Raw genomic sequence first — 24729 nt, forward strand, 5'->3', positions numbered from 1 at the left:
GGTTTAATCGTGATGGTCCTTTTCATAAGTGCCTATCCTGGCTTTTGCTCGTCTTAGAAAATCTTCATGATTCCACTCTTTTCCCGGGCCGCTTTCAAAGCCCTCTCTGACCAACTCTCTGAGTTTTTCCAGCTTTGATTCCGCCTGCTTCTCCCGCAGCAAGCGCAGCGAGTCGCGCACCACTTCGCTTTGCGTACGGTAGTCGCCAGACTCAACCAGAGATTCAACAAACTCGCGCAGTTCATCGCCTAAATCGATCGTCATGGTACGTGCCATCATTGCCATCCAATGTAAGAGTATTTCTTACATTCTGGCACTTTTTTGCACAACTGGGAATGTGCGTTGCAGCGCAGTTACAAGCTGAACTGCGAGGCAACGCGAGAGATTTTATGCAGATGAGGTGGGAAACAGGCGTGCGTCGCGCAGCAGATGATCGTTGCCACGGCGGCGGGTGAAGCCGCTGCGGTCAAAGAATTCCAGAATCTGTATCGCCACTTTGCGCCCGGTGCCCAGCTGGTTGCGGAAGTCGGCGGCGCTGGTGCTGCCCTCTTGCGCGGCGCGGCTCCGAATCAGATCGGCGAAGATCTGGATCTGGTCGCTGCGATAGTAGCGATCGCGTACGATCGCGGTGATGTGTCCGAGCCGTGCGGCAGTGAGCAGCAGCGATCGAATCGCCTGTTCATCCTGCTGCAGCGCCAGCGCGATATCGCGCACCCACAGCGGCTGGTCGCCAAACAGCGGGCCGACCTGCTGCCAAAGTGCTTCTTCCTGCGGGTTGAAGCGCGGTTCGAAATCGGGCAGATGCAGCCAGCCTTGCCGCTGTTGCAGCTGGCCTTGCGCCAGCAGCTGATCAATCAGCGCTAGCACCCATTCGGCAGGCTGATGCGGCATGGCCACGCGACGCAAACGGTCGTGACCGATCCCCGGCACTTCGGGATGCTGCTGATGAAAATGTGCCAGCGATTCCAGCAGCTTTTGCTGCCAAAGTGCCGCCTGCGCAGCACTCATTAGCGCGTTACCGAGCTGCACCGGCGCTGTGTTCTCAATCAGTGCATCCAGCGCGGGTTCGGTAAGCTGACGCGCCCATGCCAGATCGCGTAATTCTGTCGGTTGATACGCCAGATGCGCCTGCAGGCTGGCGTCATCATCTTGTGCGGCGGCCAGCTGCTGCAGCCAGACGAGATACTCCGCCTGACGTTTGCCACGCTTTTTACTGTTAAGCAGCAGCACGCGCGCGCCGCCCAGCGTGTGCTGTGCGTTGCTGTCGCGAAGAATCAGCCGATCGTTCTCCGCCAGCCACAGCGGCTCGTTCAGGACTATTTCCGCCACATCATCCGCCAGCAGCGTGATGCGTCCGGTGACGTGGCTGGCGGCGTGGTGGATATGAATCGGCGGCGATGCACTTTTCAGCGGCTGCAGCAAGCGCAGCGCCACGGTTAAGCGCGTGGTGCCTTCCGCTTTGGCCTGTGACAGCAGCCAATCGCCGCGCGCGATCTGCGCTTTTTCCACATCGCCAACGATATTTAATGCAATACGCTCACCGGCCTGCGCGTGCGTCACCGATTGGTTCTGCGCATGCAGGGCACGCACGCGCAGCGGCAGATTCAGGCTGCTGAGCCAAAGGGTATCACCGACGTTCACTTCACCCGTCAGCGCGGTGCCGGTGACCACCAATCCAGTACCTTTCAGCGTGAAGGCGCGATCGATGGCGAGACGAAAACGGTAACGCGGGTCGAACGCCGGTTCCGCCAGCGTGCTGAGATGCTGGCGCAGCGCGTCGATGCCTTGCTGCGTGTGGCTGCTGGTGACAAATTGCGGCACTGCCGGCCAGCCGAGTTGCTGCGTGAGCTGCGCCACCTGTAGCTGGACTGACGCGATGCGCGCCTCATCCACGCGATCGGCTTTGGTCAGCGCCACGCTAAGCGGTGGCTGTCCGGCCAGGCTCAGCAGCTGCAGATGTTCGCGGGTTTGCGGCATCACGCCATCGTCGCAGGCCACCACCAGCAGCGCGTGATGAATGCCGCCAATGCCCGCCAGCATATTGGCGAGAAATTTCTCGTGGCCCGGCACATCAATAAAGCCGAGTACGCGTCCGTCCGGCTGCGGCCAATAGGCGTAGCCGAGATCGATGGTCATACCGCGCCGTTTCTCTTCGGGCAGGCGATCGGCATCCACGCCGGTTAATGCCTGTAGCAGCGCGGTTTTACCGTGATCGACGTGTCCAGCGGTGGCAATAATCATGGCGATATGGCCTGAATCAGCGCGCTTTCATCATCAAGGCAGCGTAAATCCAACCACAGTTTGCCTTCCTGAATGCGGCCAATTACCGGGCGCGCTAAGCTGCGCCAGCGCTGTGACAAACTGGCAAGCTGGCTGCCGCGACCATCGCGTGGCGTGAAGGTGATGGCGAAACTGGCAATACGCTCAACCGGTAGCGATCCGCTGCCGATTTGCGAAGAACAGGGCGCGATCGCCAACGAAAAATCATTGCTAAAAGTCTTTTCTAATGCGGGCATCAATCGTTCGGCCTGCTGCAGAATATCGTGCGAGGAACGCGTCAGCAGCCGCAGCGTCGGCAGGGCTTCGCGCAGCGTGTCTGGCTGGCGATAAAGTTGCAAGGTGGCTTCCAGCGCTGCGAGCGTCATTTTATCGACGCGCAGCGCGCGTTTCAGCGGATGCGACTGCAGTTGATCAATCAGCGCCTGCTTGCCGACGATAATGCCGGCCTGCGGACCGCCGAGCAGTTTGTCGCCGGAGAAGCTCACCAGACTGACGCCCGCGGCGATCAGCTGCTGCGGCATCGGTTCGGCGGGCAGACCAAATTCGGTCATATCGACCAGCGAACCGCTGCCAAGATCGGTGATCACCGGCAGTTGATAAGCGTCACCCAGCTCAACCAATTCCGCTTCTGTTACCGCATGGGTAAAGCCCTGAATCTGATAATTGCTGGTGTGCACCTTCATCAGCAAGCCGCTGTTTTCCGCGATCGCGGCACGATAATCTTTCAGATGCGTGCGGTTGGTGGTGCCGACTTCAACCAGCTTGCAGCCCGCCTGGCGCATCACGTCGGGGATGCGAAAGGCACCGCCAATTTCCACCAGCTCGCCGCGCGAGACAATCACTTCGCGTCCCGGTGCTAAAGCCGCCAGCATCAGTAACACGGCGGCAGCGTTGTTGTTGACGATACAGGCCGCTTCTGCGCCGGTTAATTCGCACAGCAGCGCGCTGACGGTGCGATCGCGATGGCCGCGCGCCGCATCATCCAGCGCATATTCCAGCGTGACCGGCTGACGCAGGCTGTTAACCACCGCATCGATGGCGCGATCGCTCAGCTGCGCGCGGCCGAGATTGGTGTGCAGCACGGTACCGGTGAGATTGAACACCGGACGCAGCGCACTTTGCTGCTGCTGCTGGCTGCGGCGCAGCGCTTCATCGGGCCAGTTCACGTGCCATTCCGGCAAGGTTTGATGCTGCTGAATGTGCTCGCGCGCTTCCTGCTGCATGCTGCGCAGCTGGCGCGTGGCAAAGGCGGTACCGTGATGCGCCAGCAGCGGCTGCAGCGCCGGATCGCGCAGCAGGCTGTCGATAGCAGGTAATTGGCTGTACAGGTTTTTCATCAGGTGACTTAGAGAGTGGGCGGAACGGTGCGGGCAAAGCTTTCGCGCGCAAATAGGTTTTCGGCCAGCTTCACCAGCGCCGGGCGATTCACGCACCAGTTAGGCAGCACGCGGCGGAAATTCAGGTAACCAATCATGCAGCCGGTGGCGATATCGGCCAGATTCAGCGTGCCGCTATTGAGCCATTCGCCCTGTGCGGCGGCGGTTTCCAGCGCATCAAGGCCGCGCTGAATTTTGTCGCGATTGCGCAGCAGAACCTCTTCGGATTGCTGATCGCCGGGTCGCATTTGCTCGCGCACGATCATCACCGCAGCGTCGTTGATGCCGTCGGCGAGTTTTTCCAGCTGACGAATTTGCAGCGCGTGCAGCGCATCATCAGGCAACAGCGCAGGCGCATCGCCGCGCAGTTCAATCACCTGCGCGATGATTGAGGAGTCGAACCAGGTGAGCTGATGGTCATCAATCAGCGCCGGCACTTTGCCCAGCGGATTATACTGCGGGACATCGCTGTCATCGGTCCACGGAGAGTGATTAACGAATTCGAAAACCAGGCCTTTTTCCAACAGAATGACGGATATTTTGCGTACAAAAGGGCTGGTGTAGCTGCCAATCAGTTTCATCGTTCGCCTCCGTGTTGAGCTGCGTGGATTTGTGCGTTCATTGAGAAGGTCGCCATGAATGGCGACCCTACGAGGTTGTTGCGAATTTTCGTCGGGGCGAATCCTTAGTCGCCGGGGAACATAAACGGATTCAGGCTGCTGCGTGCGAATCCTTCCTGCTCCATGCGGGCATCCAGCACCAGCGAAGCGAGGTCATCGGCCACCGGTTCCACCGCCGGATCTTTTTCCTGATACAACATCTTCAGGTAGGTTCCGCAGTCGCCGCAGCTCTCTGCTTTCACCGCCGCTTTTTCGCTGTCCAGCGACCAGTAATGCAGATCGCCGGTTTGCTCGCAGTTGGAGCACTTGCTGCGCACCACATACCATTCGCTTTCACACAGATTGCAGTGCAGATAGCGCAGACCTTGCTGTCCCACGCTCATGTGCACCACGCTGGTGACCGGCACGCTGGCGCACACCGGACAGAACTGGCGATGCTCACCGTATTCGGCGCGCGCTTTACCGGGAATTAATGCCGCCATCTGCGCCCAGTAAATCGACAACGCCGCCCAGATGAACGGCGATTTATCGCTGCTCACCTGCGCGAAATCGCCTTCCAGCAGCGCATGCGCCAGATTTTCCAGCTCGGTAGTGGAGGCTTTTTCCAGATTCTCCAGCACCGCCAGCGCCTGGCCGCTCATCTCCGGCTTCAGCTCGGCGATCAGCGAATGCAGCAGACGTTGCCAGTGCGCATCGCGCGGGTAGGTGTGGATATCGAGCGGCGGCTTGCCCTGCTCGGCGCTCTGTGTCAGCCGCTGCTGCAAATCGATTTGCAGCGGATGGTCGTACAGCACGATCTCCTGCGCCTCGGCGATCACCGCAGCAAAGCGCAGGTAATCACCCAGCGGATTCTTCGCGGCCAGGTCGCGCAAACGTGCCGCACGGCGGCTATACAGATTTTTCAGCCGGGGGAAAAGTAACGGCGGAACTTGCTCCGCCGTCAGTTTTGCACCTTTCTCCAGCTGGTCCTGCGGGATGATGCGAATACTCATCAGGGACGTTTTTCCTGTTGTGTTTGGCGTTGGCGCTGCTCGCGATACCAGCGTGGGTGATGTTTCTTCGCCCACGCGGCCGGAACCCAGCCCTCAACCATGGCGGTAATGGTGCCTTTTACCCACAACGCGGCGTAAATGTGCACCATAATCACCATGATCAGCGCCACAGCTGAGACCGAATGCACCACTAGCGCGATGCGAATCAGCGGAATAGTAAAGGCACCGGCAAAGTACGGGCGCCAGATAACAATTCCGCTCACCAGCAGCAAGACTAAGCTGATGATAGCAGCCCAGAACACACACTTCTGCCCGAAGTTGTATTTGCCGGTATCGCCGACCTCTTCGTTTTGCACGATTTTGTGGATGTTTTTCGCCCACACCAGGTCTTCGCGATTGATCAGATTATGTTTCCAATAGCGTAAGAACATGATGATAAAGGCGGCAAACATCACCGTGCCAATAAAGGGATGCAGGATACGCGCCAACTGCGGCGTGCCGAGCACGTGCATCAGCCAGTTAAACGACGGGAAAAAGAAACCCAGTCCGCTTAGCGCGGCGAGCACAAAACAGAACGCCACAATCCAGTGATTGATGCGTTCCGGTGCGCTGTAGCGCACCAGACGATCGCGTTTTTTCATTATTCGCGCTCCTCTTTTTCGTGCAGGTTCTCGTCCTCATCCTCTTCCACGCGGTTCGGCCCTACGCCAACGTAGTGGAACACTGAGGCGGCAAAGGTGGCGGCAAAACCAATCGCTGCCAGCGGTTTCCAGATCCCTTTCCAGAAAGTCACCGCCGGGCTGATGCTCGGGTTAGCTGGCAAACCGTGATAGAGCTGCGGTTTGTCGGCGTGGTGCAGCACGTACATCACGTGCGTGCCGCCGACGCCTTCTGGATCGTACAAGCCCGCGTTGGCATAGCCGCGCGTATTCAGCTCGGCCACGCGTTCACCCGCCAGCGCCTGCATATCGCTTTTGCTGCCGAAGTGAATCGCGCCGGTTGGGCAGGTTTTCACGCACGCCGGTTCCTGACCAACATTGACACGATCGACGCACAGCGTGCATTTATACACGCGGTTGTCCTCTTTATTCATACGCGGCACATCGAACGGACAGCCAGCGATGCAGTAGCCGCAGCCAATGCACTGTTCTGACTGAAAATCGACAATGCCGTTGGCGTACTGAATAATCGCGCCTTCAGACGGACACGCCTTCAGGCAGCCGGGATCGGCGCAGTGCATGCAGCCATCCTTGCGGATCAGCCACTCTAACTTGCCGTTCTCCTCCACTTCTGAGAAGCGCATCACCGTCCAGGATTTGGCGGTCAAATCGGCGGGATTGTCGTACACCCCCACGTTATGTCCCACTTCATCGCGGATATCGTTCCACTCCGAACACGCCACCTGGCAGGCTTTGCAGCCGATGCAGGTGGTCACGTCGATCAGTTTCGCCACTTCCTGCTGATGGTTACGCGCCTGCGGGGCAGGCGTGAGTCCATTGGTGGCGGAGCGGCGGATAATGTCTTGAGATTGATAAGCCATATTCGTTCTCCTTACACCTTCTCGACGTTGACCAGGAACGCCTTAAATTCTGGCGTCTGCGTGTTGGCATCACCGACAAACGGCGTCAGGGTGTTGGCGATAAAGCCTTTTTTCGCCACGCCCTGATAACCCCAGTGAATCGGAATGCCGATGGTATCGACGATTTTGCCGTCGACGTTGAGTGGACGGATGCGCTTGGTGACCACCGCTTTGGCTTTGATGTAGCCGCGATTGGAGCTCACTTTCACCGTATCGCCCTGCGCGATGCCGAGCTTGTTGGCCAGCTTCTCGCCGATTTCGATAAACTGTTCCGGCTGCGCGATGGCATTGAGCCGCGCGTGTTTGGTCCAGTAATGAAAATGCTCGGTGAGGCGATAAGTGGTGCCGACATACGGGAACTGCTCCGCCTGGCCCATCGATGCCAAATCGTCCTTGAACACGCGCGCCGCCGGGTTGGATACCACGTTCGGATGCAGCGGGTTAGTACCAATCGGCGTTTCAAACGGCTCGTAGTGTTCCGGGAACGGACCTTCAGCCATTTTGTCGAGCGCAAACAGGCGGCCCATGCCTTCCGGCTGCATGATGAACGGCCCAACATCGCTGCCTGGTGCGGCGGCGCTGTAATCCGGCACATCCATGCCGCCCCATTTCGCGCCATCCCATTTCAGGATTTGGCGTTTCGGATCCCACGGATTGCCTTGCGGGTCAGCCGAGGCGCGGTTGTAGAGAATGCGGCGATTCAGCGGCCATGCCCAACTCCAGTTCAACGTGTTGCCCAAACCGGTGGGATCGGTGTTGTCGCGGCGCGCCATTTGGTTACCGTCCGGCGTCCAGCTGCCGGCGAAAATCCAGCAACCGCTGCTGGTGCTGCCGTCATCTTTCAGATGGGCAAAGGTGCTGAGCTGTTGGCCTTTTTTCACCAACAACGTGCCTTTGTCATCGTACACATCGGCCAGCGCTTTACCGTTGTTCTCCATCGCCACTTCTTCCGGCGCTGGATTTTCTGGCGTCAGGTAGTTCCAGCTCATGTTCAGCACTTGCTCAGGCAGCGCGCCGCCTTCACTGGCGTACATTTTGCGCAGGCGTGAATAGATGCCGGAAAGGATTTCGCCATCATTCAGCGCTTCACCCGGTGCATCCTGACCTTTCCAGTGCCACTGCAGCCAGCGGCCCGAGTTGACGATCGAACCGTTCTCTTCAGCGAAGCAGGTGGAGGGCAAACGGAACACTTCGGTCTGAATTTTTGACGGATCAACATCGTTAAACTCGTCGTGATTCTCCCAGAAGGTAGCGGTTTCGGTGTTGAGCGGGTCGATGGTGACCAGGAACTTCAGCTTCGACAGTGAATCAATCACTTTGCGCTTGTTCGGGAACGACGCCACCGGATTAAAGCCCTGGCACAGATAGCCGTTGACCTTGCCTTGCGACATCATCTCGAAGTACTGCAGCACGTCGTAGCCTTTATCCCACTTCGGCAACCAGTCGAAGCCCCAGTTGTTTTCTTTCTGGGCTTTGTCGCCGAAGAAGGCTTTCATTTGGCTGACAAAGAATTTCGGGTAGTTGCTCCAGTAGTTCACCTGGCCCGGCAGCAGCGCTTTTGGCGTGTTGGCTGCAAGATAACTCTGCAGATCGGTCTGTTTCTCCGACGGCAAGGTCATGTAACCCGGCAAACTTTGCGACAGCAGACCGAGATCGGTCAGACCCTGAATATTCGAGTGGCCGCGTAGCGCATTGATGCCGCCGCCAATCATGCCCATGTTGCCGAGCAGCAGCTGAATCATCGCCATGGTGCGGATGTTCTGCGCACCTACCGAGTGCTGCGTCCAGCCGAGCGCATACAGGAACGAGGTGGTGCGATCGCGCGCGCTGGTTTCGCCCAGCAGTTCGCAGACATGCAGGAAGTCAGCTTTTGGCGTGCCGCAGATGCGTTCAACAATTTCCGGCGTGTAGCGGCTAACGTGTTGCTTCAGCAGGTTCCACACGCAGCGCGGGTGCGTCAGCGTGGTGTCGCGTTTAGCAAAGCCGTCATCGCCTAACTCGTAGTTCCAGCTGGTTTTGTCGTACTTGCGATTCGCTTCGTCGTAGCCGCTGAACAGGCCATCTTCAAAATGATAATCCTCACGCACAATCAGGCTGGCGTTGGTGTACGCCTCGACATATTCGCGCTGGATTTTTTCGTTTTGCAGCAGCCACAGCAGTACGCCCGACAGGAAAGTGATGTCGGTGCCCGAGCGGATCGGCGTATAGAAATCGGCTACCGATGCGGTTCGTGTGAAGCGCGGATCGATAACAATGATTTTGGCTTTGTTGTGAATTTTGGCTTCCATCGCCCAGCGGAATCCCACGGGATGCGCTTCCGCGGCGTTCCCGCCCATCACAACGATCAGATTGGCATTACGGATGTCGACCCAGTGATTGGTCATCGCACCGCGACCAAATGTTGGAGCAAGACTTGCTACCGTTGGTCCGTGTCAAACGCGTGCCTGGTTGTCGACCGCTAACATGCCGAGCGATCGGGTAAATTTCTGGGTTAAGTAACCGGTTTCGTTGCTGGATGCCGAAGCACACAACATGCCGGTGGAGAGCCAACGGTTTACCGTCACGCCAGCGGCGTTCTGCGCCACGAAGTTAGCGTCGCGGTCGGCTTTCATCAGCTTCGCGATGCGATCAAAGGCATCGTCCCAGCTAATGCGCTGCCATTTATCGGAGCCTGGCGCGCGGTATTCCGGGTATTGCAGGCGACTTTCACTGTGGATGAAGTCGAGCAGACCTGCGCCTTTCGGGCACAATGCGCCACGGCTCACCGGATGATCCGGATCCCCTTCGATGTGGAAAATGGTCTCTTTGGCGTTTTTCGCGCCGTCACCGAGGCTGTACATTAACAAGCCACAGCCGACTGAGCAGTAAGTGCAGGTGTTACGGGTTTCGCGCGCGCGCAGCAGTTTGTACTGCCGCGTTTCCGCCAGCGCTACCTCTGGCGCAAAGCCGAGCAGCGCTGCCGTTGTCCCTGCCATACCGCCAGCACACACCTTGAAGAATTTTCTTCGGCTGACGTTCATGGATTATCCTTTCAACATGATTGATTGTACTTTTGCAGTGCAGTGGATCGGGCGTCACAATAACCCGACGAATATTGCGGCAATAGCGACCTAATAATACCACTACTTTAGTAAGGTTGTTGTATGAGGCGAAAAAAGTGACAGAGAATGAGCAGGAAAGTCATATTAATGTGAATAAGATCTCAGGCGCGGTGCAGGCGCAGGTGCATCAGCGGCGTGATATCAGCCTCGCGGAAACTGACTGGCTGGCCGAGGAAGTGCCGGTGGCGCTGGTCTACAACGGCATTTCACACGTTGTGATGATGGCGACACCCAATGATTTGGAAGCTTTTGCGTTAGGTTTCTCGCTCTCGGAAGGCATTATTGCGCGCCCGGATGAAATCTTCGGCATCGATGTGGTGCCGGGCTGTAACGGTGTTGAAGTGCAGATTGAGCTCTCCAGCCGCCGCTTTATGGCGCTGAAAGAGCAGCGTCGTGCGATGGCCGGACGCACCGGCTGCGGCGTATGTGGCGTCGAGCAACTTGATCAAATTGGTAAGCCGCTACAGCCGCTGCCATTCAGCCAAACCTTTGATTTAGCTAACCTTGATACAGGCCTGGCGCAGCTGCGCGATTACCAGCCGATCGGCAATCTTACCGGCTGCACGCACGCGGCGGCGTGGATGTCACCGCAAGGCGAATTGCAGGGCGGCTATGAAGATGTCGGTCGCCATGTGGCGCTGGATAAACTGCTGGGGAATCGCAGCCAGCAGCCGTGGCAGCAGGGCGCGTTGCTGGTTTCCAGCCGCGCCAGCTATGAGATGGTGCAGAAATCCGCCATGTGCGGCGTGGAAATTCTGTTCGCGGTTTCGGCGGCGACCCAGCTTGCCGTTGAGGTGGCCGAACGCTGTAATCTCACGCTGGTTGGCTTCAGTAAGCCGGGCCGCGCCACGGTTTACAGCCACCCGCAGCGTCTGCGTTAAACCACCTGTACCTGCGGCAACGCCTGTTGCAGCGCTGCCAGCGCGCCAGGTTTTGCTGCGCCGCTGTCGCAAATCAGCAGATCGACTTCCGCAATCGGCGCATAAACGGTGCGGCTGATCACGCCGAGTTTGCTGTGATCCGCCAGTAAAATGGTGCGATTCGCCTGCTGCACCATGGCGCGGGCAATCGCCGCTTCGTGGGGATGAAAGCTGCTGGCACCGTTTTTAGCATCGATACCGACCGGCGAAAGCAGCGCCACATCGGCGCGATAACGATAAATTTCGCCGATGGTCATCTCCCCGCGCGTTTGCTGCGCGCCCGCCATCATCATGCCGCCAAGCAAAATCACCTGATTATTCAACGTCTCATGCTCCTCCGCCGCGCTCAGCGCCAGCACGGCCTGCAAACTGTTGGTGATGATGGTTAAACCCGACATGCTGCGCAGCTGTTCGGCCAGCATGGTGGTGGTGGTGCCGGCATCGAGGAACAGCGTTTGGCCGGGCTGAAGATGCTGCGCGGCAGCAACCGCAATCGCGCGTTTCTCTTTCGCCTGCGCGTTGCGGCGCACCTGTAGTGGCGGTTCCGGCTGGCTATCGACGGCAACCAAACCACCATGTACACGCCGCGCCAATCCCTGCGCTTCCAGTTCAATGATGTCGCGCCGCGCGGTTTCGCGCGAAATGCCAAGCTCGTTGATGATGCGTTCGGTGCTGAGCTGATGTTGCGTGGTCAGCAGCGCGCGAATGCGGTGTAAGCGGGTTTCCTGCAGCATGACTTTTCCCTGTGGCGTGTTCAACCTGGGCCTAAGCTTACCTGAGTGTCATGATGCCGTCATGTGTATTTGGTTGTATTTGTGTATTTGGTTGCATTTGTCGTCAAAGCAGGCATGATATTGGCAAACGGCGATTTCGCATGCACCCCTTTCACCTTCGCAACGGGAGTTACCATGGCTACACGTTCTACCATCATGGATACCAACAGTTTTCGTGCTGAGCACGCCGACGGGCTGGATGCGGCAACCCGCAAGCTCACCGACAAGCGCAGCAAAGTGTTGGGCGAGTCGTATCGCCTGTTTTACCGCAAGCCGGTGCACTTGGTGCGCGGCGAAGGGCAGTATGTGTGGGATGCCGCCGGTGATAAATATCTTGATGTGTACAACAACGTGGCGAGCATTGGTCACTGCCATCCGGCGGTGATTGAGGCGGTGAATCAGCAGATGAAGATGCTGAATACCCACACGCGCTATCTGCACGAACGTATTCTCGATTACACCGAAGAGCTGCTGGCGACCACGCCGGATGCCATCGATCGCGCCATGTATATGTGTACCGGTTCGGAAGCCAACGATTTGGCGATCCGCGTGGCGCGTGCTTTCAGCGGCGGCACCGGCATTATTGTGTCGCAGGAGGCGTATCACGGCACCAGCGATCTTACGTCCGGTGTGTCACCCGCGCTCGGCAGCGGACAGCCGCTGGCGGCAACCACGCGTCTGGTTTCACCGCCGGCTGCTTATCGCGTGAATGCGCCGGATCTCGGCGAGTGGTTTGCCAATGAAATCCAAAAGCAGATCGACGATATGAAAGCGCACGGCATTAAGTTTGCCGGCTTCCTCGCTGACTCCATCTTCTCTTCCGATGGCGTATTGCCGAACCCGCGCGGCTTCCTGCAAAAAGCGGTCGATGTGGTGCATGCCAACGGCGGGATTTTCATCGCCGATGAAGTGCAGCCGGGCTTTGGTCGTACCGGCGATGCGTTCTGGGGCTTTGCGCGTCACGGCGTGGTGCCCGATGTGATTACCACCGGCAAGCCAATGGGCAACGGCATTCCGGTTTCAGGTTTGCTGGCGAAAAGCGATGTGCTTGCCGCGTTCAGCGATGAAATTCCTTACTTCAACACCTTTGGCGGTAATCCGGTGGCGATGGCCGCCGCGCAAGCGGTGTTGACGGTGACTAAGGAAGAGGGCTTGCAGGAGCACAGCCGCGTGGTGGGCGCAAAACTACTAGGTGAATTGCAGAAACTGATGGATCGCCATGATTCGATTGGCGATGTGCGCGGTGCAGGTCTGTTTATTGGTTTCGAACTGGTGCAGGACCGCGCCAGCAAAGCGCCGGACAAAACGCTGGCGCTGGATTTGATCGAAAAACTGCGCGAACACCGCGTGCTGACGTCAGTGGCGGGGCCGTACGGCAACGTGCTGAAACTGCGTCCGCCGTTGGCGTTCCAGGAAGCGGATATCGACTGGCTGGTGGGCGCGCTGGATAAGTCGTTGAGTGAGTTGGGGCGGTAAAACCGTCGCTGTGGATAGGGTGCGGTAATGAATGAGGTCGCCATGAATGGCGACCCTACAGGGTATTACGCTGCGGTTTCCTCGGCGAAAATGCTCTCCATCTTCTGCCACGCCTGCGCCACATCGTCATCCAGATTAAACAATCCTGAGGTGCCAACGATAAACACATCGACGCCGGAAGCGGCGATTTGTTTAAAGGTGCGCGCATTGCACGAACCATCAATTTCGGTCAGATAGTGATAACCGTGCTCTTCGCGCATGGCGATCAGCTGGCGAATCTTATTCAACGTTTCCGGAATAAACGTCTGGCCGGCGAAGCCCGGATCCACCGACATCACCGTCACTTTATCCAGCAGATGCGCATATTCACGAATACTTTCTGCCGGTGTAGCCGGATTTAACACCACGCCGCAGCGACGGCCCGCGTCTTTAATCTGCGTCAGCAAGCGGAAGATTTTATTGTTGGCGGTTTCCGGGTGGAAGCTAATAATATCGGCGCCCGCCTCAATGCACATCGGAATAATGTCTTCCGGATGATTCACCATTAAATGCACGTCAATCGGCACATCGGTAATTTTACGCAGGTTCTCAATAAAGAATGGCGACAGCGTAATATTCTTCACGTAGCTGCCATCCATAATATCGACATGATAAAAGGCGGCGGTGCTATTCATCGCTTCGACCTGCTCGCGGAAGCGCGTGAGATCCATGCACATTAAGGAGGGGGAAAATTTGGCTTGCATAACTTATTTCCTCATTACAAAAACAGCGCCCGCAGGCGCTGTTGATGACATCAATGGAAGAACGAAATAATGTGGCCGAGCACGATACCGACAATGCCGAAGTCAGCATCGCCGAAGGTGGTGGAAGCAAAGCCGAGGTCGCCCATCAGCGGCAGCAGAATCGCTGGCAGGAAGGAGATCAGCAGGCCTTGCACAAAGGCGCCAATCACTGCGCCACGACGTCCGCCGGTGATATTGCCGTAGACGCCCGCAGTTGCACCGCAGAAGAAGTGCGGCACCAAACCCGGAACGATGACGCTCAAACCAAACAGCGGGCACAGGAACATGCTGATCAAACCGGCGGAGAAGCTCGACAGGAAGCCGATGATCACCGCGTTTGGTGCGAACGGGAATACGGTTGGGCAATCCAGCGCCGGTTTGGCGTTGGGTACCAGCTTATCGGCGATACCTTTAAAGGCCGGCACGATCTCCGCAATCACCATACGCACACCGGCGAGGATGATGTAGACGCCAGCAGCAAAGGTAATCGACTGAATGATGGCGAACACAATGTAGTTCTGGCCGCCACTGATGCTTTCGGTGAACGCTTTGCCCGCAACCAGAACCAACGCGATAAACAGAATCATCATGGTCAGCGAAATCGCTACCGATGAGTCGCGCAGGAAGTTGAGGGTTTTCGGCACTTTGAGCTCTTCAATCGACGGGCTGCCTTTACCGACCACTTTGCCGACCAACGCGGAGAGCAGATAACCGGTTGAGCCAAAGTGGCCGAGCGCCAGATCGTCCGAGTTGGTGATTTTGCGGGTGAACGGCTGCAGAATCGCCGGGCAAACCACCATCATGGTGCCGAGAATCAGCGAACCAATCAGCACCAGCCAGAAGCCGTGTATGCCGCCTACCGATAGAATCACCGCCAGCATCGCCGACATATATAGCGTGTGGTGACCGGTCAGGAAGATGTATTTCAGCGGTGTAATGCGTGCCAGCAAGATGTTCACCAGCATACCGAACACCATGATCATGGCGGTTTCGGTGCCGTAGCTCTTCTGCGCCAGCGCCGCCATTGCATCGGTGTTGGGTACCACGCCCTGAATATTAAACGAGTGCTCAAACAGCTGGCTGAAGATGGTTAATGTGGCCGCAATTAAATTGGCCCCGGCGATGAGAATAACAAAACCCATGATGGTTTTAAGCGTACCGGAAATAACATCAGAAACCGGTTTCTTTTGCAGTAATAAACCAAACAGGGAAAAAAGGCCGACAAGTATTGCGGGTGTTCCAAGAACATCCTTTATAATAAATTGCAGCATAACCTACTCCGTATTAAGTAGCGTGTACTTGCCTTACAAGGTTATTAAATATTTTCAGCGATAATTTCTTTGATTTTTGCATTATCCAGCAGGTTAGTCAGGCCAACGACTTTCGCGCTGTGTCCGGCTAATTGATCGGCAATATCTTTCGCGGCAATAATTAAATCAGCCTGTTCAGATTTCGCTGAGGTTAAATCGGTGTGGCCCACTTCGGCTTCTTTACCCAAATCCGCCACAATCTTCTTCACGTTCATTTCAACAATGAAGCTACTGCCTAAACCATTTCCGCACACAATCAGCACTTTTTTCATAATAGGGTTCTCTGGTTATTTATTTTCAATGACAGCTTCAATCGCTGACAGGGTAGAAGCCGACAGCAACTGCTGCAGGCGGGATTCGTCGCTGAACACGTCGGCTAATGCGGTGATCATCTGAATATGATCGTCGCCAGACACCGCACATAGCATGATGACCACATAAACCGGATCGTTTTCATCGGCCTGAAAGCTCACGCCATTCTTCACATGCAGCAGCGACAGGCCGTTTTTGCGCGCGCCTTGTTCCGGGCGGGCATGTGGCATCGCCAGACCCGGCGCCAGCACGTAATACGGGCCGAGCTCGGCATGCGAGGTGAAAATGGCATCGAGATAAGCCGGGCTGATGGCACCGGCGGCCAGCAGCGGTTCGGCGGATAAACGCACCGCTTCCTGCCAGTCGCTAACCTGCTCTACGACACGAATATGTTGCGGTGTTAGCCATTGAGTGAGCATCAGTAATTCCTGTTTATTCGTCGATGGGGTGCAATGTAGGTTATTTTCTCAGCGGTTTTCTGTGATGATTGTCGCAAAAGTTAGCGCTAACACCGTTATTGTTAAAAAACGTGTTATCGCTAACATTTCCTTGCTGCGCGTTTGTCTTCGTTGCAAGCACCTGACATGCTCAATCATTCTGAAAAGATCGCGGGGTGAGGGATGCCCGAAACTGTGGTTTTTCACATGGCGCGTTAACAGATTTGGTTTTAAGCTGCGTCCTGGCAAAAAAGTAGCGAGTAATGCAGGAGATCGCATGACAGAAAAAAAGCGGCGCGGTACCGGCAAAAGTACTTTAGCCGATGTTGCCCGTTTGGTGGGTGTAAGCACCATGACAGCATCGCGTGCGTTGCGCATGCCGGAAAAAGTGTCGCCTGAAATTCGCGCCAAAATCGATGCGGCGGTGATTGAGCTCTCCTATGTCCCGAACGTGCAGGCGAGTAATCTGGCATCGGCGACATCACGCTTGATCACCATGGTGGTACCGTCGTTTGCCACGCCGGGCAGTGCGATTGTGTCGGAAGCGCTGCAGGAAGTGCTGCGGCCGCAGGGTTATAACATGATGCTGGCGGAAGCCAATCATTCGGCTGCGGAAGAGAGCGAGCTGATCGAAATGCTGCTCTCCTATAATCCGGCGGCGATGGTGCATTTCAATTTCGATAACGCCGCCGAAGCGCATCGCCTGCTGAGCAATTCCGGGTTGCCGGTGATGGATATTGGCGGTGTGCATCCGAATTCGGCGGGGATCAGCATTGGTGTCGATTACGCCAAAGCGATTCGCCAACTGGTGCAAAGCCTGGTCGAGCGCGGTTATCGTAATCTCGGTTTGTTGTGCACGCAGAGTAATAACACCATCTTCCGCCAGCTGTTGAATGGCTGGCACAGCGGCATGCTGGCGATGAATCAGGCGCCGCATCGCGTGGTGACATCGCCGAAAATGCCAACCTTTGCCGCCGGGCACAGCTTGCTGGCAGAGATTCGCCTCACCTGGCCAGAGCTGGATGTGCTGATTTGCACCAGCGATGAAGTGGCTTGCGGTGCCATCATGGCGTGTCATGCGGCGGGGATTGCCATTCCCAGCCAGTTAGCGATTGCCAGCATCGGCGGCGGCCCGTTAGCGGCAGTGTGTTCGCCGCCGCTGACCAGCATTGTGCTGCCGTATGAAGAGATGGGGCGCACGGCGGGTAAACGTCTGCTGGCGGCGCTCAAAGGCGATGAACCGCCAGCCATCAATGAGCTGCCGGTGCAGCTTAAACTGCGCGCCAGCAGCCACAAGGTGTAGCCGTGCGTGCGCACCTTTTCCCAGATTCATCAAATCCTTATCAATTCTAAGGCATTGATAACCCTTTTACGGATCATGTTTTTAACTATAATGATCCGACTGCTTACGCGGCACGCCCAGTGAGGTGGTGCTGCAAAACACTAAAATGGAGAGGAAGAACATGAGTTATTCACTGCCATCCCTGCCGTATGCGTACGACGCACTGGAACCGCACTTCGACAAGCAGACGATGGAAATCCATCACTCTAAACACCACCAGGCCTACGTTAACAACGCTAACGCTGCGCTGGAAGGTACCGAATTCGCTGACCTGCCGGTTGAAGAACTGATCGCTAAACTGGATCAGCTGCCAGCAGACAAAAAAGGTCCACTGCGTAACAACGCAGGCGGCCACGCTAACCACAGCTTCTTCTGGAAAGGTCTGAAACTGGGCACCTCGCTGCAGGGCGAGCTGAAAGCTGCCATCGAAAAAGATTTCGGTAGCGTTGAAGCTTTCCAGGCTGAGTTTGAGAAAGCCGCTACCACTCGCTTCGGTTCAGGCTGGGCGTGGCTGGTGAAAAAAGGCGACAAACTGGCTGTGGTTTCAACCGCAAACCAGGACAGCCCACTGATGGGTGAAGCGGTCGCTGGCGTTTCAGGCACTCCGATCATCGGCCTGGACGTGTGGGAACACGCTTACTACCTGAAGTATCAGAACAAACGTCCTGATTACATCAAAGCATTCTGGAACGTGGTGAACTGGGACGAAGCTGCAGCGCGTTTCGCTGCTGCGAAGTAAGTTCAGGCTATAGCCGCAACACGAAACCGGTGATGATTTCACCGGTTTTTTTTCGTCTTTTTTAAACCCTTTCTAAACGACCTGAATATTCACGCGTACGATTATTGCGCGGCGAAAGCTTATTAACCTGCCGTTGATAATTTGGGGCATATAGTAGCGACAATTTGTCTCGCTAGGCCTAAATAATCATGTCTACTATCACAACTTCTGTGACGAATAATGATTCGTCAGCGCCGCTGTTTTTGCCATTAATAAGCGGAAAGTTCAGGCCGAATAAATTATGGAATAGCGGAAGTTTTCGCGCGAAATTTGCCTTAAGGTCACTAGTCTTTCCTGTGACGACCTTTAATTATCTGCAGCAGTTAACGAAATTGTCTGCGCTACCGCAGCTGTTGACCATGCAAGGTTTGCTGCCGGCCAAGCCACATCGTCCTTATCTGCGTGCGGGATTCAGCGTGGCGCAACGTGCGCAGGCTATCATCGATCACTACACCTTGATGGAGCAGTTAGAGAATACGGCACTGCGCCAGTTGTTGCAGAGTCCGGGCGATAATTTGCTGGCCACGTTGAGCGGCAAAAACGACGAGGCGTTTGTGATTCACTGCTGTCCGGGACGTTTTGACCGTGAAGGTGAAATTACCCTGGAGCTGCATTATCAAACGCAGTTAATTGCTTCGCTCTCTTTCTCAATTATTCGCGAACAGAACAAGCGCACCTTATTAATTGGTGGATTGCAGGGACCGCGTAAACATATTTCCAACGACGTGATTCGCGATGCCACGAAAGCGGCACACGGCGTATTCCCGAAACGTTTGCTGATGGAAGCGGTATTTAATCTGGCGCAACAGTGTGGCGTTGAGGCGATCACTGCCGTTGGCGATACCACACACGTGTTCCGCAGCCTGCGCTACCGCCACAGTAAAGGCGACAAGTTTTTTGCCAGCTACAGCGAGTTTTGGTTGTCGTTGGGTGGCGTGGCGCGTGCTGATGAGCTGTTTGCGTTGCCGTTACGCGCGGAGCGTAAAGATCTGGAAGAGATTGCCAGCAAGAAGCGCGCCGAGTATCGCCGTCGCTATGCCTTGCTGGACAGTCTGAATGAACAAGTTCATCAGGCGGCTGGCATCCTACGCGACGTCTCACACGCCGCGTAAGTCAAGATTAGAACGGCTGCTTGGCGTAGCCGGTCATCACTTTCAGTCCCATCTCACGTCCGAGCGCGGTCATTGGGTGTACCACCACCAGGCCGCGCACGCTTTTCTTAAATGCGCCCATGTTGGCCTGTTCTTTCTTGGTGATTTCGCGGCTAAAGCCCAGCTTCTGCAGCTGTTGCGCTTCTTTGCTCAGCTTCTCAGTGCGGACGCTGCGCAGGCGCTCAATTTCCAGCTCCAGCTTCTCTTTTTCACGCAGCAGTTCACCGAGCTTTTCGGCATCGCCAGAGGCTAGCAGCGGGGCTTCTTTGCGGTTGAGCGCATCGAGCTGATCGCTCAGCAGTTTAATCTCGGCTTTTTCTTGTTCTTTCATTGGGGGAAAACTCGTTAAGGAAAACAGGCAAAGGATACACAAATCTACGCAGTTTTGCAGCGTGGCGCGTATTCATGCTCGCCTGGTCGCCATGAATGGCGACCCTACACTGCCGGCTTTTTAAACACCTGCTTGTGCGAAATGCGTGAAATCAGCTCGGTGAGCGACAGCACCATGGTTGAACGTACCATCTGCAGATAGCGCTGCTGCTGCATGGAGCGCAGTTGCTCGTCGTCGCGGTTGAAATCCGGCTGCGGCGGCCAGGCGGCCACGCAGTGCAATTCGCCAAACGGGCCGAGGATCTCATCGTCGGTAAATCGATAATCGCTGATGTCGTGATTCAGCTCCTCACGCAGCGCCAGCAGCAGTTCACAATCTTCGTACTCATGCCGGTTGATCACGCCCAGGCCGTAAATCAGCTTGAGGCGAACCGAGAGTTCGCCCAGCGGACCATTACCCAGCAGCAGCGGCTCTACGGCATATTTGACCGCGTAATCGTCCTTGCGAAACACTTGCAGCACCAGCAGGTTAACTGCTTCGGTCAGCAGCTCAACGGCGGCGATCAGGAAGCTTCTCACCGAACGACCGGCGTTCAGGCGCTCAAGCACCCGGTTTTCAAAAGCCTGCTTCTCTTCCATCATTGCCTGCATCGTTCAGCTACCGCCAGCGGGCACGCAAGCGCGCCCGAGTTAACCACTCAAGGGCGCGCATTATGCCATAGCGTTGTAAGCGCTCACCACTGAGGTGACCACTTCGCTATTGGCATCCAGGCCAGAAATTTCCGCCAGCGTGGCTTGCGGGCCTTTTTCTGCCAGCAGCGCGACCAGTTCCTGCGCCTGCGGATCGGCTTCGCTGCGATAGTGCATGGTGGCGGCAATGCCCTGGACCAGATTGGTGTGCGGCAGGTTGTATTCAATGGTGCCCAGCGTTGGCTTGATCAGGCGGTCGCCCGCGCTCAGTTTACGCAGCGGCTGACGACCTACGCGCTCAACGTCATCTTTCAGGTACGGATTTTCGAAGCGGGTGAGGATTTTCTGGATGTAGGCAGCATGCTTATCGGCCTCAAAGCCATAACGCTTGATCAGCACGGCACCGCTTTCCTGCATCGCGCTTTGCACTACCGCACGCACTTTCTCATCAAGAATCGCGTCACGAATGGTAGCGTGACCGGCCAACTGACCGAGATACGCGGTGATGGCGTGACCGGTATTGAGGGTGAACAGCTTGCGCTCAACGAACGCCATCAGATTGTCGGTCAATTCCATGCCAGCAATGTTTGGCAATTCACCTTTGAACTGGGTTTTATCAACAATCCACTCGCTGAAGGTTTCCACGGTGACTTCCAGCGGATCGGTGGTGCCGGCTTCGGATGGCGGCACGATGCGATCGACCGCAGAATCAACGAAGCCAACATGCGCTTCAACCCACGCGTGATACTGCTCTGGCAGCGCTTTCAGCACGTGCTGTTTCAGCTGGCTGGTACCGCGCACCATGTTTTCACAGGCGATGATGTTGAGTGGACGGACGTTACCGCTGTCGCTGCGTTTAGCCAGACCTTTCGCGACGCCACCGGCGATGCGCTCCAGAATCTGCGGGCCAACCGCCGTGGTCACGATATCAACCTCCGCAATCAGCGCAACGATGTCATCGCTGGTGCTGTTGACGGCGCTGACGCCTGTTACGATTTCGACTTTTGCCTGCTCGCCAACCACATGAACCGGATACTCATGACGGGCGTTAAGGGCATCAAGTACCACCTGATTGACGTCAGCAAACACCAGCTCGATGCCGGCATCCGCCAGTAACTTACCGATAAAACCGCGACCAATGTTACCTGCTCCAAAATGTAACGCTTTCATAAATTTGACCCATATCAAATGACGAAAGGGCGGGCAAGTCCGCCCCGGAAATGTGGGACGGGCTTACCCGCCCCAGGGAAGGTAAAACGTAGTATTACGCTTTGACGGTGTTGCCTGAGAGCAGGTCCAACACGTCCTGCACGCTGGTGGTATTGGCTAGCTTCTCAATCACGCTGTCATCATCCAGCGCGTTGGTCAGGCTGGTAATCACCTGAATGTGCTCGTTATTGCGAGCGGCGATACCAATCACCAAACGCGCCACGTCTTCTGGCTCATCACCAAACTGCACGCCTGCCGGATACTGACAGAACACCACGCCGGTTTTCAGCACGCGGTCTTTCGCTTCTACGGTACCGTGTGGCACTGCAATGGATTCACCGAGGTAAGTTGGCGTCAGCTTTTCACGTTCCAGCATCGCTTCCACATATTCCGGCTGCACGTAGCCGCCTTTCACCAGCTGCTCACCCGCAAAGCGAATCGCCTGCTCTTTATGGGTGGCGCTCAGGCCGAGGAACACGTTGTCTGCACCCAGTTTGAACAGGTGCGCATTGCCTTCGTCGTAGCTGTCAGCCAGCGTGGTCTGCACGGTTTCGCGACGCGCTTCACTGCGGTTAGCGGCAACCAGACGTTCAGTCAGATTGCTGTACAGCGCGCTATCGAGGAAGTTGTTCAGCGAAATATGCTGCGCCTGCGGTGCCTGACGCATCGCACGTTCGGTCAGATCGCGGTGGGTAATCACCAAATCGACGTCGCCCGGCAGCGAGTTAATCGCCGTGTTGGTGACGGAGATATTGCTCAGACCCGCGTCCTGCACTTTCTTACGCAGTACGCCCGCACCCATCGCACTTGAACCCATTCCGGCGTCACAGGCTACGATGATTTTGCGTACGTGGTTCAGGTCAACGCTCATCGCGTCGCCAGCAACCGGTGAACCGGCAACGGCCTGACCTTTCGACTGCGCTTTCATATCCTGCATACGCTGTGTCGCTGCTTCGATATCGTCATCTTCTTTCACTTTGCTGGTTTTCAGCAGGATTGAAGAGACCACGAAGGAGACCGCAAATGCAGCGATGATGGCCGCGATGTTCGCGAAGTAAGCGCCTTTTGGCGTCATCGCCAGCACGGCCAGGATGGAACCTGGAGAAGCCGGAGAAACCAGGCCGCCGTTCAGCAGCGTCAGGGTGAACACGCCAGTCATACCGCCGAGGATTACCGCCAGCAACAGACGCGGCGCCATCAGCACGTATGGGAAGTAAATTTCGTGGATACCACCGAGGAAGTGGATGATCGCTGCACCGCCTGCAGATTGTTTAGCGCTACCGCGACCAAACATCATGTAGGCAACCAGCACGCCCATACCCGGACCTGGGTTGGCTTCAATCAGGAAGAAGATTGATTTGCCGGCCTCGCTCGCCTGCTGGATACCCAGCGGAGAGAAGATACCGTGGTTGATGGCGTTATTGAGGAACAGGATTTTCGCCGGTTCAACAAAGATCGAGGTCAGCGGCAGCAGGTTGTTCTGCACCATCAGATTCACGCCCGCGGCGAGAATGTGTGACAGGCCTTCAACCAGTGGACCGATTGCCAGGAACGCTAACAGCGCCAGCAGCATACCGATGATACCGGCCGAGAAGTTGTTAACCAGCATCTCGAAGCCGCTTTTGATCTTGCCATCAACGGCGCGGTCAAAGGACTTGATCGCCCAGCCGCCCAGCGGACCGGCAATCATCGAGCCGAGGAACATCGGCATATCGGCACCGACGATCACGCCCATGGTGGTGATCGCACCGACCACGCCACCGCGATCGCCGCCAACCAGACGTCCACCGGTGAAACCAATCAGCAGCGGCAGCAGGTAGGTGATCATTGGGCCGACGAGTTTCGCCAGCGTTTCGTTTGGAATCCATCCGGTTGGGATGAACAGCGCAGTGATAATACCCCATGCGATAAACGCACCGATGTTAGGCATCACCATATTACTCAGAAAGCGACCAAAGCTCTGAACCTTGACCTTTACTGATGAGGACATAAACCCACCCCTTATTGAGACGCGCTGCAATAAGAGAGCGCGTTTGTTTTTGTTTGAACGTTACGGCGGGGGCCGTGGCATTACTGTATGCACGCGGACTCTAGCACTAGTTTATTACGCTGCGTAGAGCAGCCCCTAAGTGTGATGCAGATCACGCTCAGTTGGGGTGATTGGGGGGCAATAAGGTGATATCGATCACAAAAAGGGGCTGTAAGAAAGCAACGATGCCGAAAAATTAAGCAAAACAAGATGATGAATGTGACTTAAGTCACCTTTTAATCTGGGTGCTTTGTTGTGTAAATGTGATCAATGTCACAAACTATTTTTGGTCGAAAATGCGCCAGATCACAATACGCTGCAGCAGAAAAGTGGGCTGTAAGGAAGTGACGTAATTCTGAAAAGAAACGAATGGCTTGTAGGGTCGCCATTGATGGCGACCACTAAAATAGTTCGGCTGTTATAACCCGCCTTGCACCGCATTTTGCGCTTGCGTCAGCGCCTGCGCATTGCTGGAGAGATTGCTCATCAGCGTGTTGTACTGCGTTGCCTGATCCTGCGTTGGGAATTGCACGCCGCCGTCGTTAAAGGTTACGCGTGTGCCTTGCGATTGCAGATAGTCGCCGGTTTGCACCGCCGCCTGGCTCAGCGCCTGCAGCTGTGGCAGCAGCGGAATCAGCGTGCTGGCTGGCTGCGTTACCACTTTGGTAAACGCGGCGTCGTAGACTTTCTTCAGATCATCCGGCTGCTTCAACGTGGCTTTGCTGCTGTCCGCCTGCATTTTGGCGCTCTGAATCTGCTGGGTCAGCACGCTCAGATTACCGCTGGCCTGGCGCAGGCTATCGCGGCGCGTCAGGTAATCCTGCGGTACACGAATCGCTGCTAATTCATCAACCACCGGACGCATACCTTGCTCAATCGCCTGATTGGTCTGCTGCGAGAAACCATACAGGATGGCGTAATCGCTGGCGTAGTTACCGAAGGTCTGCTTCTGGTTTTCACTCAGGCTTGGCAGATGTTCGCCACTGCGCATCACTGTGTTCTGAAGGAAGTCACTGAACGCTTTACGCTGATCGCCCTCTTTGTCGCCACAGGCCGTAAGTTGCAGCACGACCAAGGCACTGACCATCAGCATGCCGGTACGCATCCAGATGCGGGAAATTCCTGACGCCATGATTAACTCCTGTTATGGCAAATTCGATTCGGTGGGAATGGTCCTAAAGGATAGTGCAATGGCCTGGCGGGTACAACGGGCGGCGTTTGCCTGGTGCGCATAAATGCGCA

The 24729-nt window shown here is 56.2% G+C and carries 23 protein-coding genes; 5 read left to right on the forward strand and 18 right to left on the reverse strand.

Annotated elements, in window-relative coordinates; genetic code table 11:
* Nucleotides 1–3: 3 nt before the first annotated feature.
* The 8 genes from PanJK_RS17520 to fdnG form a co-directional block, all read right to left on the reverse strand.
* Nucleotides 4–276, reverse strand: a complete 273-nt coding sequence (locus PanJK_RS17520) for a type II toxin-antitoxin system ParD family antitoxin (RefSeq protein ID WP_265301746.1) — start codon at nucleotides 274–276, stop codon at nucleotides 4–6.
* Nucleotides 277–387: 111 nt separating this feature from the next.
* The gene (gene selB, locus PanJK_RS17525) at nucleotides 388–2241 is read right to left on the reverse strand and encodes a selenocysteine-specific translation elongation factor (protein WP_265301535.1); all 1854 of its coding nucleotides are present in this window, start codon (nucleotides 2239–2241) and stop codon (nucleotides 388–390) included.
* Nucleotides 2238–3617: an L-seryl-tRNA(Sec) selenium transferase gene (gene selA / locus PanJK_RS17530; protein ID WP_265301537.1), complete on the reverse strand. Its 1380-nt coding sequence runs from the start codon at nucleotides 3615–3617 to the stop codon at nucleotides 2238–2240. Before selA ends, selB begins: the two co-directional genes overlap by 4 nt.
* Nucleotides 3618–3625: 8 nt before the next feature.
* Entirely contained in the window at nucleotides 3626–4237 is a 612-nt protein-coding gene (locus tag PanJK_RS17535; RefSeq protein WP_265301539.1) for a glutathione S-transferase, read from the reverse strand.
* Between the two features lie 104 nt (nucleotides 4238–4341).
* A complete protein-coding gene (fdhE, locus tag PanJK_RS17540; RefSeq protein ID WP_008104689.1) occupies nucleotides 4342–5268 on the reverse strand; it encodes a formate dehydrogenase accessory protein FdhE in 927 nt (308 codons plus the stop codon).
* The gene (gene fdoI / locus PanJK_RS17545) at nucleotides 5268–5909 is read right to left on the reverse strand and encodes a formate dehydrogenase cytochrome b556 subunit (protein ID WP_008104688.1); all 642 of its coding nucleotides are present in this window, start codon (nucleotides 5907–5909) and stop codon (nucleotides 5268–5270) included. The genes fdhE and fdoI overlap by 1 nt, the downstream gene beginning before the upstream one ends.
* A complete protein-coding gene (gene fdxH, locus PanJK_RS17550) occupies nucleotides 5909–6808 on the reverse strand; it encodes a formate dehydrogenase subunit beta (protein WP_154156908.1) in 900 nt (299 codons plus the stop codon). The genes fdoI and fdxH overlap by 1 nt, the downstream gene beginning before the upstream one ends.
* Before the next feature lie 11 nt (nucleotides 6809–6819).
* Entirely contained in the window at nucleotides 6820–9867 is a 3048-nt protein-coding gene (gene fdnG / locus PanJK_RS17555) for a formate dehydrogenase-N subunit alpha (RefSeq protein WP_265301543.1), read from the reverse strand.
* Between the two features lie 179 nt (nucleotides 9868–10046).
* On the opposite strand from fdnG, the gene fdhD reads away from it, so the two are divergent.
* Complete coding sequence (gene fdhD / locus PanJK_RS17560; RefSeq protein WP_414858950.1) at nucleotides 10047–10829, forward strand: formate dehydrogenase accessory sulfurtransferase FdhD; 783 nt, start codon at nucleotides 10047–10049, stop codon at nucleotides 10827–10829.
* Here the strand turns inward: fdhD and PanJK_RS17565 are convergent.
* Nucleotides 10826–11602, reverse strand: a complete 777-nt coding sequence (locus PanJK_RS17565) for a DeoR/GlpR family DNA-binding transcription regulator (protein WP_265301547.1) — start codon at nucleotides 11600–11602, stop codon at nucleotides 10826–10828. The two genes, fdhD and PanJK_RS17565, sit on opposite strands and share 4 nt — an antisense overlap.
* A 174-nt stretch (nucleotides 11603–11776) precedes the next feature.
* Here PanJK_RS17565 and PanJK_RS17570 point away from each other — a divergent pair, with 174 nt between their 5' ends.
* A complete protein-coding gene (locus PanJK_RS17570; protein WP_265301550.1) occupies nucleotides 11777–13117 on the forward strand; it encodes an aspartate aminotransferase family protein in 1341 nt (446 codons plus the stop codon).
* Between the two features lie 65 nt (nucleotides 13118–13182).
* Here the strand turns inward: PanJK_RS17570 and alsE are convergent, their stop codons facing one another.
* From alsE to PanJK_RS17590, 4 genes are read right to left on the reverse strand one after another with little or no spacing between them, the layout of a single operon-like run.
* A complete protein-coding gene (alsE, locus tag PanJK_RS17575; RefSeq protein WP_256697965.1) occupies nucleotides 13183–13860 on the reverse strand; it encodes a D-allulose 6-phosphate 3-epimerase in 678 nt (225 codons plus the stop codon).
* 50 nt (nucleotides 13861–13910) lie between these two features.
* Nucleotides 13911–15170 carry a PTS ascorbate transporter subunit IIC gene (locus tag PanJK_RS17580; protein ID WP_061719314.1) on the reverse strand — a complete coding sequence of 420 codons (1260 nt, stop codon included), beginning with the start codon at nucleotides 15168–15170 and terminating at the stop codon, nucleotides 13911–13913.
* A gap of 44 nt (nucleotides 15171–15214) precedes the next feature.
* Complete coding sequence (locus tag PanJK_RS17585) at nucleotides 15215–15481, reverse strand: PTS sugar transporter subunit IIB (RefSeq protein ID WP_256697966.1); 267 nt, start codon at nucleotides 15479–15481, stop codon at nucleotides 15215–15217.
* A gap of 15 nt (nucleotides 15482–15496) precedes the next feature.
* Complete coding sequence (locus PanJK_RS17590) at nucleotides 15497–15940, reverse strand: PTS sugar transporter subunit IIA (protein WP_008104669.1); 444 nt, start codon at nucleotides 15938–15940, stop codon at nucleotides 15497–15499.
* A gap of 295 nt (nucleotides 15941–16235) precedes the next feature.
* Here PanJK_RS17590 and PanJK_RS17595 point away from each other — a divergent pair, with 295 nt between their 5' ends.
* The 3 genes from PanJK_RS17595 to PanJK_RS17605 all read left to right on the forward strand — a co-directional run bounded on the left by PanJK_RS17595 (nucleotide 16236) and on the right by PanJK_RS17605 (nucleotide 19190).
* Entirely contained in the window at nucleotides 16236–17261 is a 1026-nt protein-coding gene (locus tag PanJK_RS17595; RefSeq protein ID WP_256697967.1) for a LacI family DNA-binding transcriptional regulator, read from the forward strand.
* 160 nt (nucleotides 17262–17421) lie between these two features.
* Entirely contained in the window at nucleotides 17422–18039 is a 618-nt protein-coding gene (sodA, locus tag PanJK_RS17600; protein WP_256697968.1) for a superoxide dismutase [Mn], read from the forward strand.
* A gap of 188 nt (nucleotides 18040–18227) precedes the next feature.
* On the forward strand, nucleotides 18228–19190 hold the full coding sequence (locus PanJK_RS17605; protein WP_265301555.1) for a VirK/YbjX family protein: 963 nt from the start codon (nucleotides 18228–18230) through the stop codon (nucleotides 19188–19190).
* Nucleotides 19191–19197: 7 nt separating this feature from the next.
* Here PanJK_RS17605 and PanJK_RS17610 read toward each other — a convergent pair whose 3' ends face one another.
* The 5 genes from PanJK_RS17610 to PanJK_RS17630 all read right to left on the reverse strand — a co-directional run bounded on the left by PanJK_RS17610 (nucleotide 19198) and on the right by PanJK_RS17630 (nucleotide 24619).
* A complete protein-coding gene (locus PanJK_RS17610; protein ID WP_008104662.1) occupies nucleotides 19198–19560 on the reverse strand; it encodes a YibL family ribosome-associated protein in 363 nt (120 codons plus the stop codon).
* Nucleotides 19561–19664: 104 nt separating this feature from the next.
* The gene (gene mtlR, locus PanJK_RS17615) at nucleotides 19665–20210 is read right to left on the reverse strand and encodes a mannitol operon repressor MtlR (RefSeq protein WP_256697970.1); all 546 of its coding nucleotides are present in this window, start codon (nucleotides 20208–20210) and stop codon (nucleotides 19665–19667) included.
* Between the two features lie 60 nt (nucleotides 20211–20270).
* Complete coding sequence (gene mtlD / locus PanJK_RS17620) at nucleotides 20271–21419, reverse strand: mannitol-1-phosphate 5-dehydrogenase (RefSeq protein WP_265301559.1); 1149 nt, start codon at nucleotides 21417–21419, stop codon at nucleotides 20271–20273.
* A gap of 94 nt (nucleotides 21420–21513) precedes the next feature.
* The gene (locus PanJK_RS17625; protein WP_008104656.1) at nucleotides 21514–23448 is read right to left on the reverse strand and encodes a PTS mannitol transporter subunit IICBA; all 1935 of its coding nucleotides are present in this window, start codon (nucleotides 23446–23448) and stop codon (nucleotides 21514–21516) included.
* Nucleotides 23449–23905: 457 nt separating this feature from the next.
* Complete coding sequence (locus tag PanJK_RS17630; RefSeq protein ID WP_008104654.1) at nucleotides 23906–24619, reverse strand: DUF3053 domain-containing protein; 714 nt, start codon at nucleotides 24617–24619, stop codon at nucleotides 23906–23908.
* Nucleotides 24620–24729 lie beyond the last annotated feature (110 nt).

Source organism: Pantoea sp. JK, assembly GCF_026130245.1.
Taxonomy (GTDB): domain Bacteria; phylum Pseudomonadota; class Gammaproteobacteria; order Enterobacterales; family Enterobacteriaceae; genus Pantoea; species Pantoea trifolii.

Bases quoted from the DNA above. Each gene is read 5' to 3' on its own strand.
- PanJK_RS17570 (WP_265301550.1), top strand. From the start codon at position 11,777: ATGGCTACACGTTCTACCATCATGGATACCAACAGTTTTCGTGCTGAG.
- PanJK_RS17595 (WP_256697967.1), top strand. From the start codon at position 16,236: ATGACAGAAAAAAAGCGGCGCGGTACCGGCAAAAGTACTTTAGCCGAT.
- selB (WP_265301535.1), bottom strand. From the start codon at position 2,241: ATGATTATTGCCACCGCTGGACACGTCGATCACGGTAAAACCGCGCTG.
- fdhE (WP_008104689.1), bottom strand. From the start codon at position 5,268: ATGAGTATTCGCATCATCCCGCAGGACCAGCTGGAGAAAGGTGCAAAA.
- PanJK_RS17625 (WP_008104656.1), bottom strand. From the start codon at position 23,448: ATGTCCTCATCAGTAAAGGTCAAGGTTCAGAGCTTTGGTCGCTTTCTG.
- PanJK_RS17565 (WP_265301547.1), bottom strand. From the start codon at position 11,602: ATGCTGCAGGAAACCCGCTTACACCGCATTCGCGCGCTGCTGACCACG.
- sodA (WP_256697968.1), top strand. From the start codon at position 17,422: ATGAGTTATTCACTGCCATCCCTGCCGTATGCGTACGACGCACTGGAA.
- selA (WP_265301537.1), bottom strand. From the start codon at position 3,617: ATGAAAAACCTGTACAGCCAATTACCTGCTATCGACAGCCTGCTGCGC.
- PanJK_RS17605 (WP_265301555.1), top strand. From the start codon at position 18,228: ATGTCTACTATCACAACTTCTGTGACGAATAATGATTCGTCAGCGCCG.
- PanJK_RS17535 (WP_265301539.1), bottom strand. From the start codon at position 4,237: ATGAAACTGATTGGCAGCTACACCAGCCCTTTTGTACGCAAAATATCC.
- PanJK_RS17585 (WP_256697966.1), bottom strand. From the start codon at position 15,481: ATGAAAAAAGTGCTGATTGTGTGCGGAAATGGTTTAGGCAGTAGCTTC.
- mtlD (WP_265301559.1), bottom strand. From the start codon at position 21,419: ATGAAAGCGTTACATTTTGGAGCAGGTAACATTGGTCGCGGTTTTATC.
- PanJK_RS17630 (WP_008104654.1), bottom strand. From the start codon at position 24,619: ATGGCGTCAGGAATTTCCCGCATCTGGATGCGTACCGGCATGCTGATG.
- fdxH (WP_154156908.1), bottom strand. From the start codon at position 6,808: ATGGCTTATCAATCTCAAGACATTATCCGCCGCTCCGCCACCAATGGA.
- PanJK_RS17520 (WP_265301746.1), bottom strand. From the start codon at position 276: ATGGCACGTACCATGACGATCGATTTAGGCGATGAACTGCGCGAGTTT.
- PanJK_RS17590 (WP_008104669.1), bottom strand. From the start codon at position 15,940: ATGCTCACTCAATGGCTAACACCGCAACATATTCGTGTCGTAGAGCAG.
- PanJK_RS17610 (WP_008104662.1), bottom strand. From the start codon at position 19,560: ATGAAAGAACAAGAAAAAGCCGAGATTAAACTGCTGAGCGATCAGCTC.
- alsE (WP_256697965.1), bottom strand. From the start codon at position 13,860: ATGCAAGCCAAATTTTCCCCCTCCTTAATGTGCATGGATCTCACGCGC.
- mtlR (WP_256697970.1), bottom strand. From the start codon at position 20,210: ATGCAGGCAATGATGGAAGAGAAGCAGGCTTTTGAAAACCGGGTGCTT.
- PanJK_RS17580 (WP_061719314.1), bottom strand. From the start codon at position 15,170: ATGCTGCAATTTATTATAAAGGATGTTCTTGGAACACCCGCAATACTT.
- fdoI (WP_008104688.1), bottom strand. From the start codon at position 5,909: ATGAAAAAACGCGATCGTCTGGTGCGCTACAGCGCACCGGAACGCATC.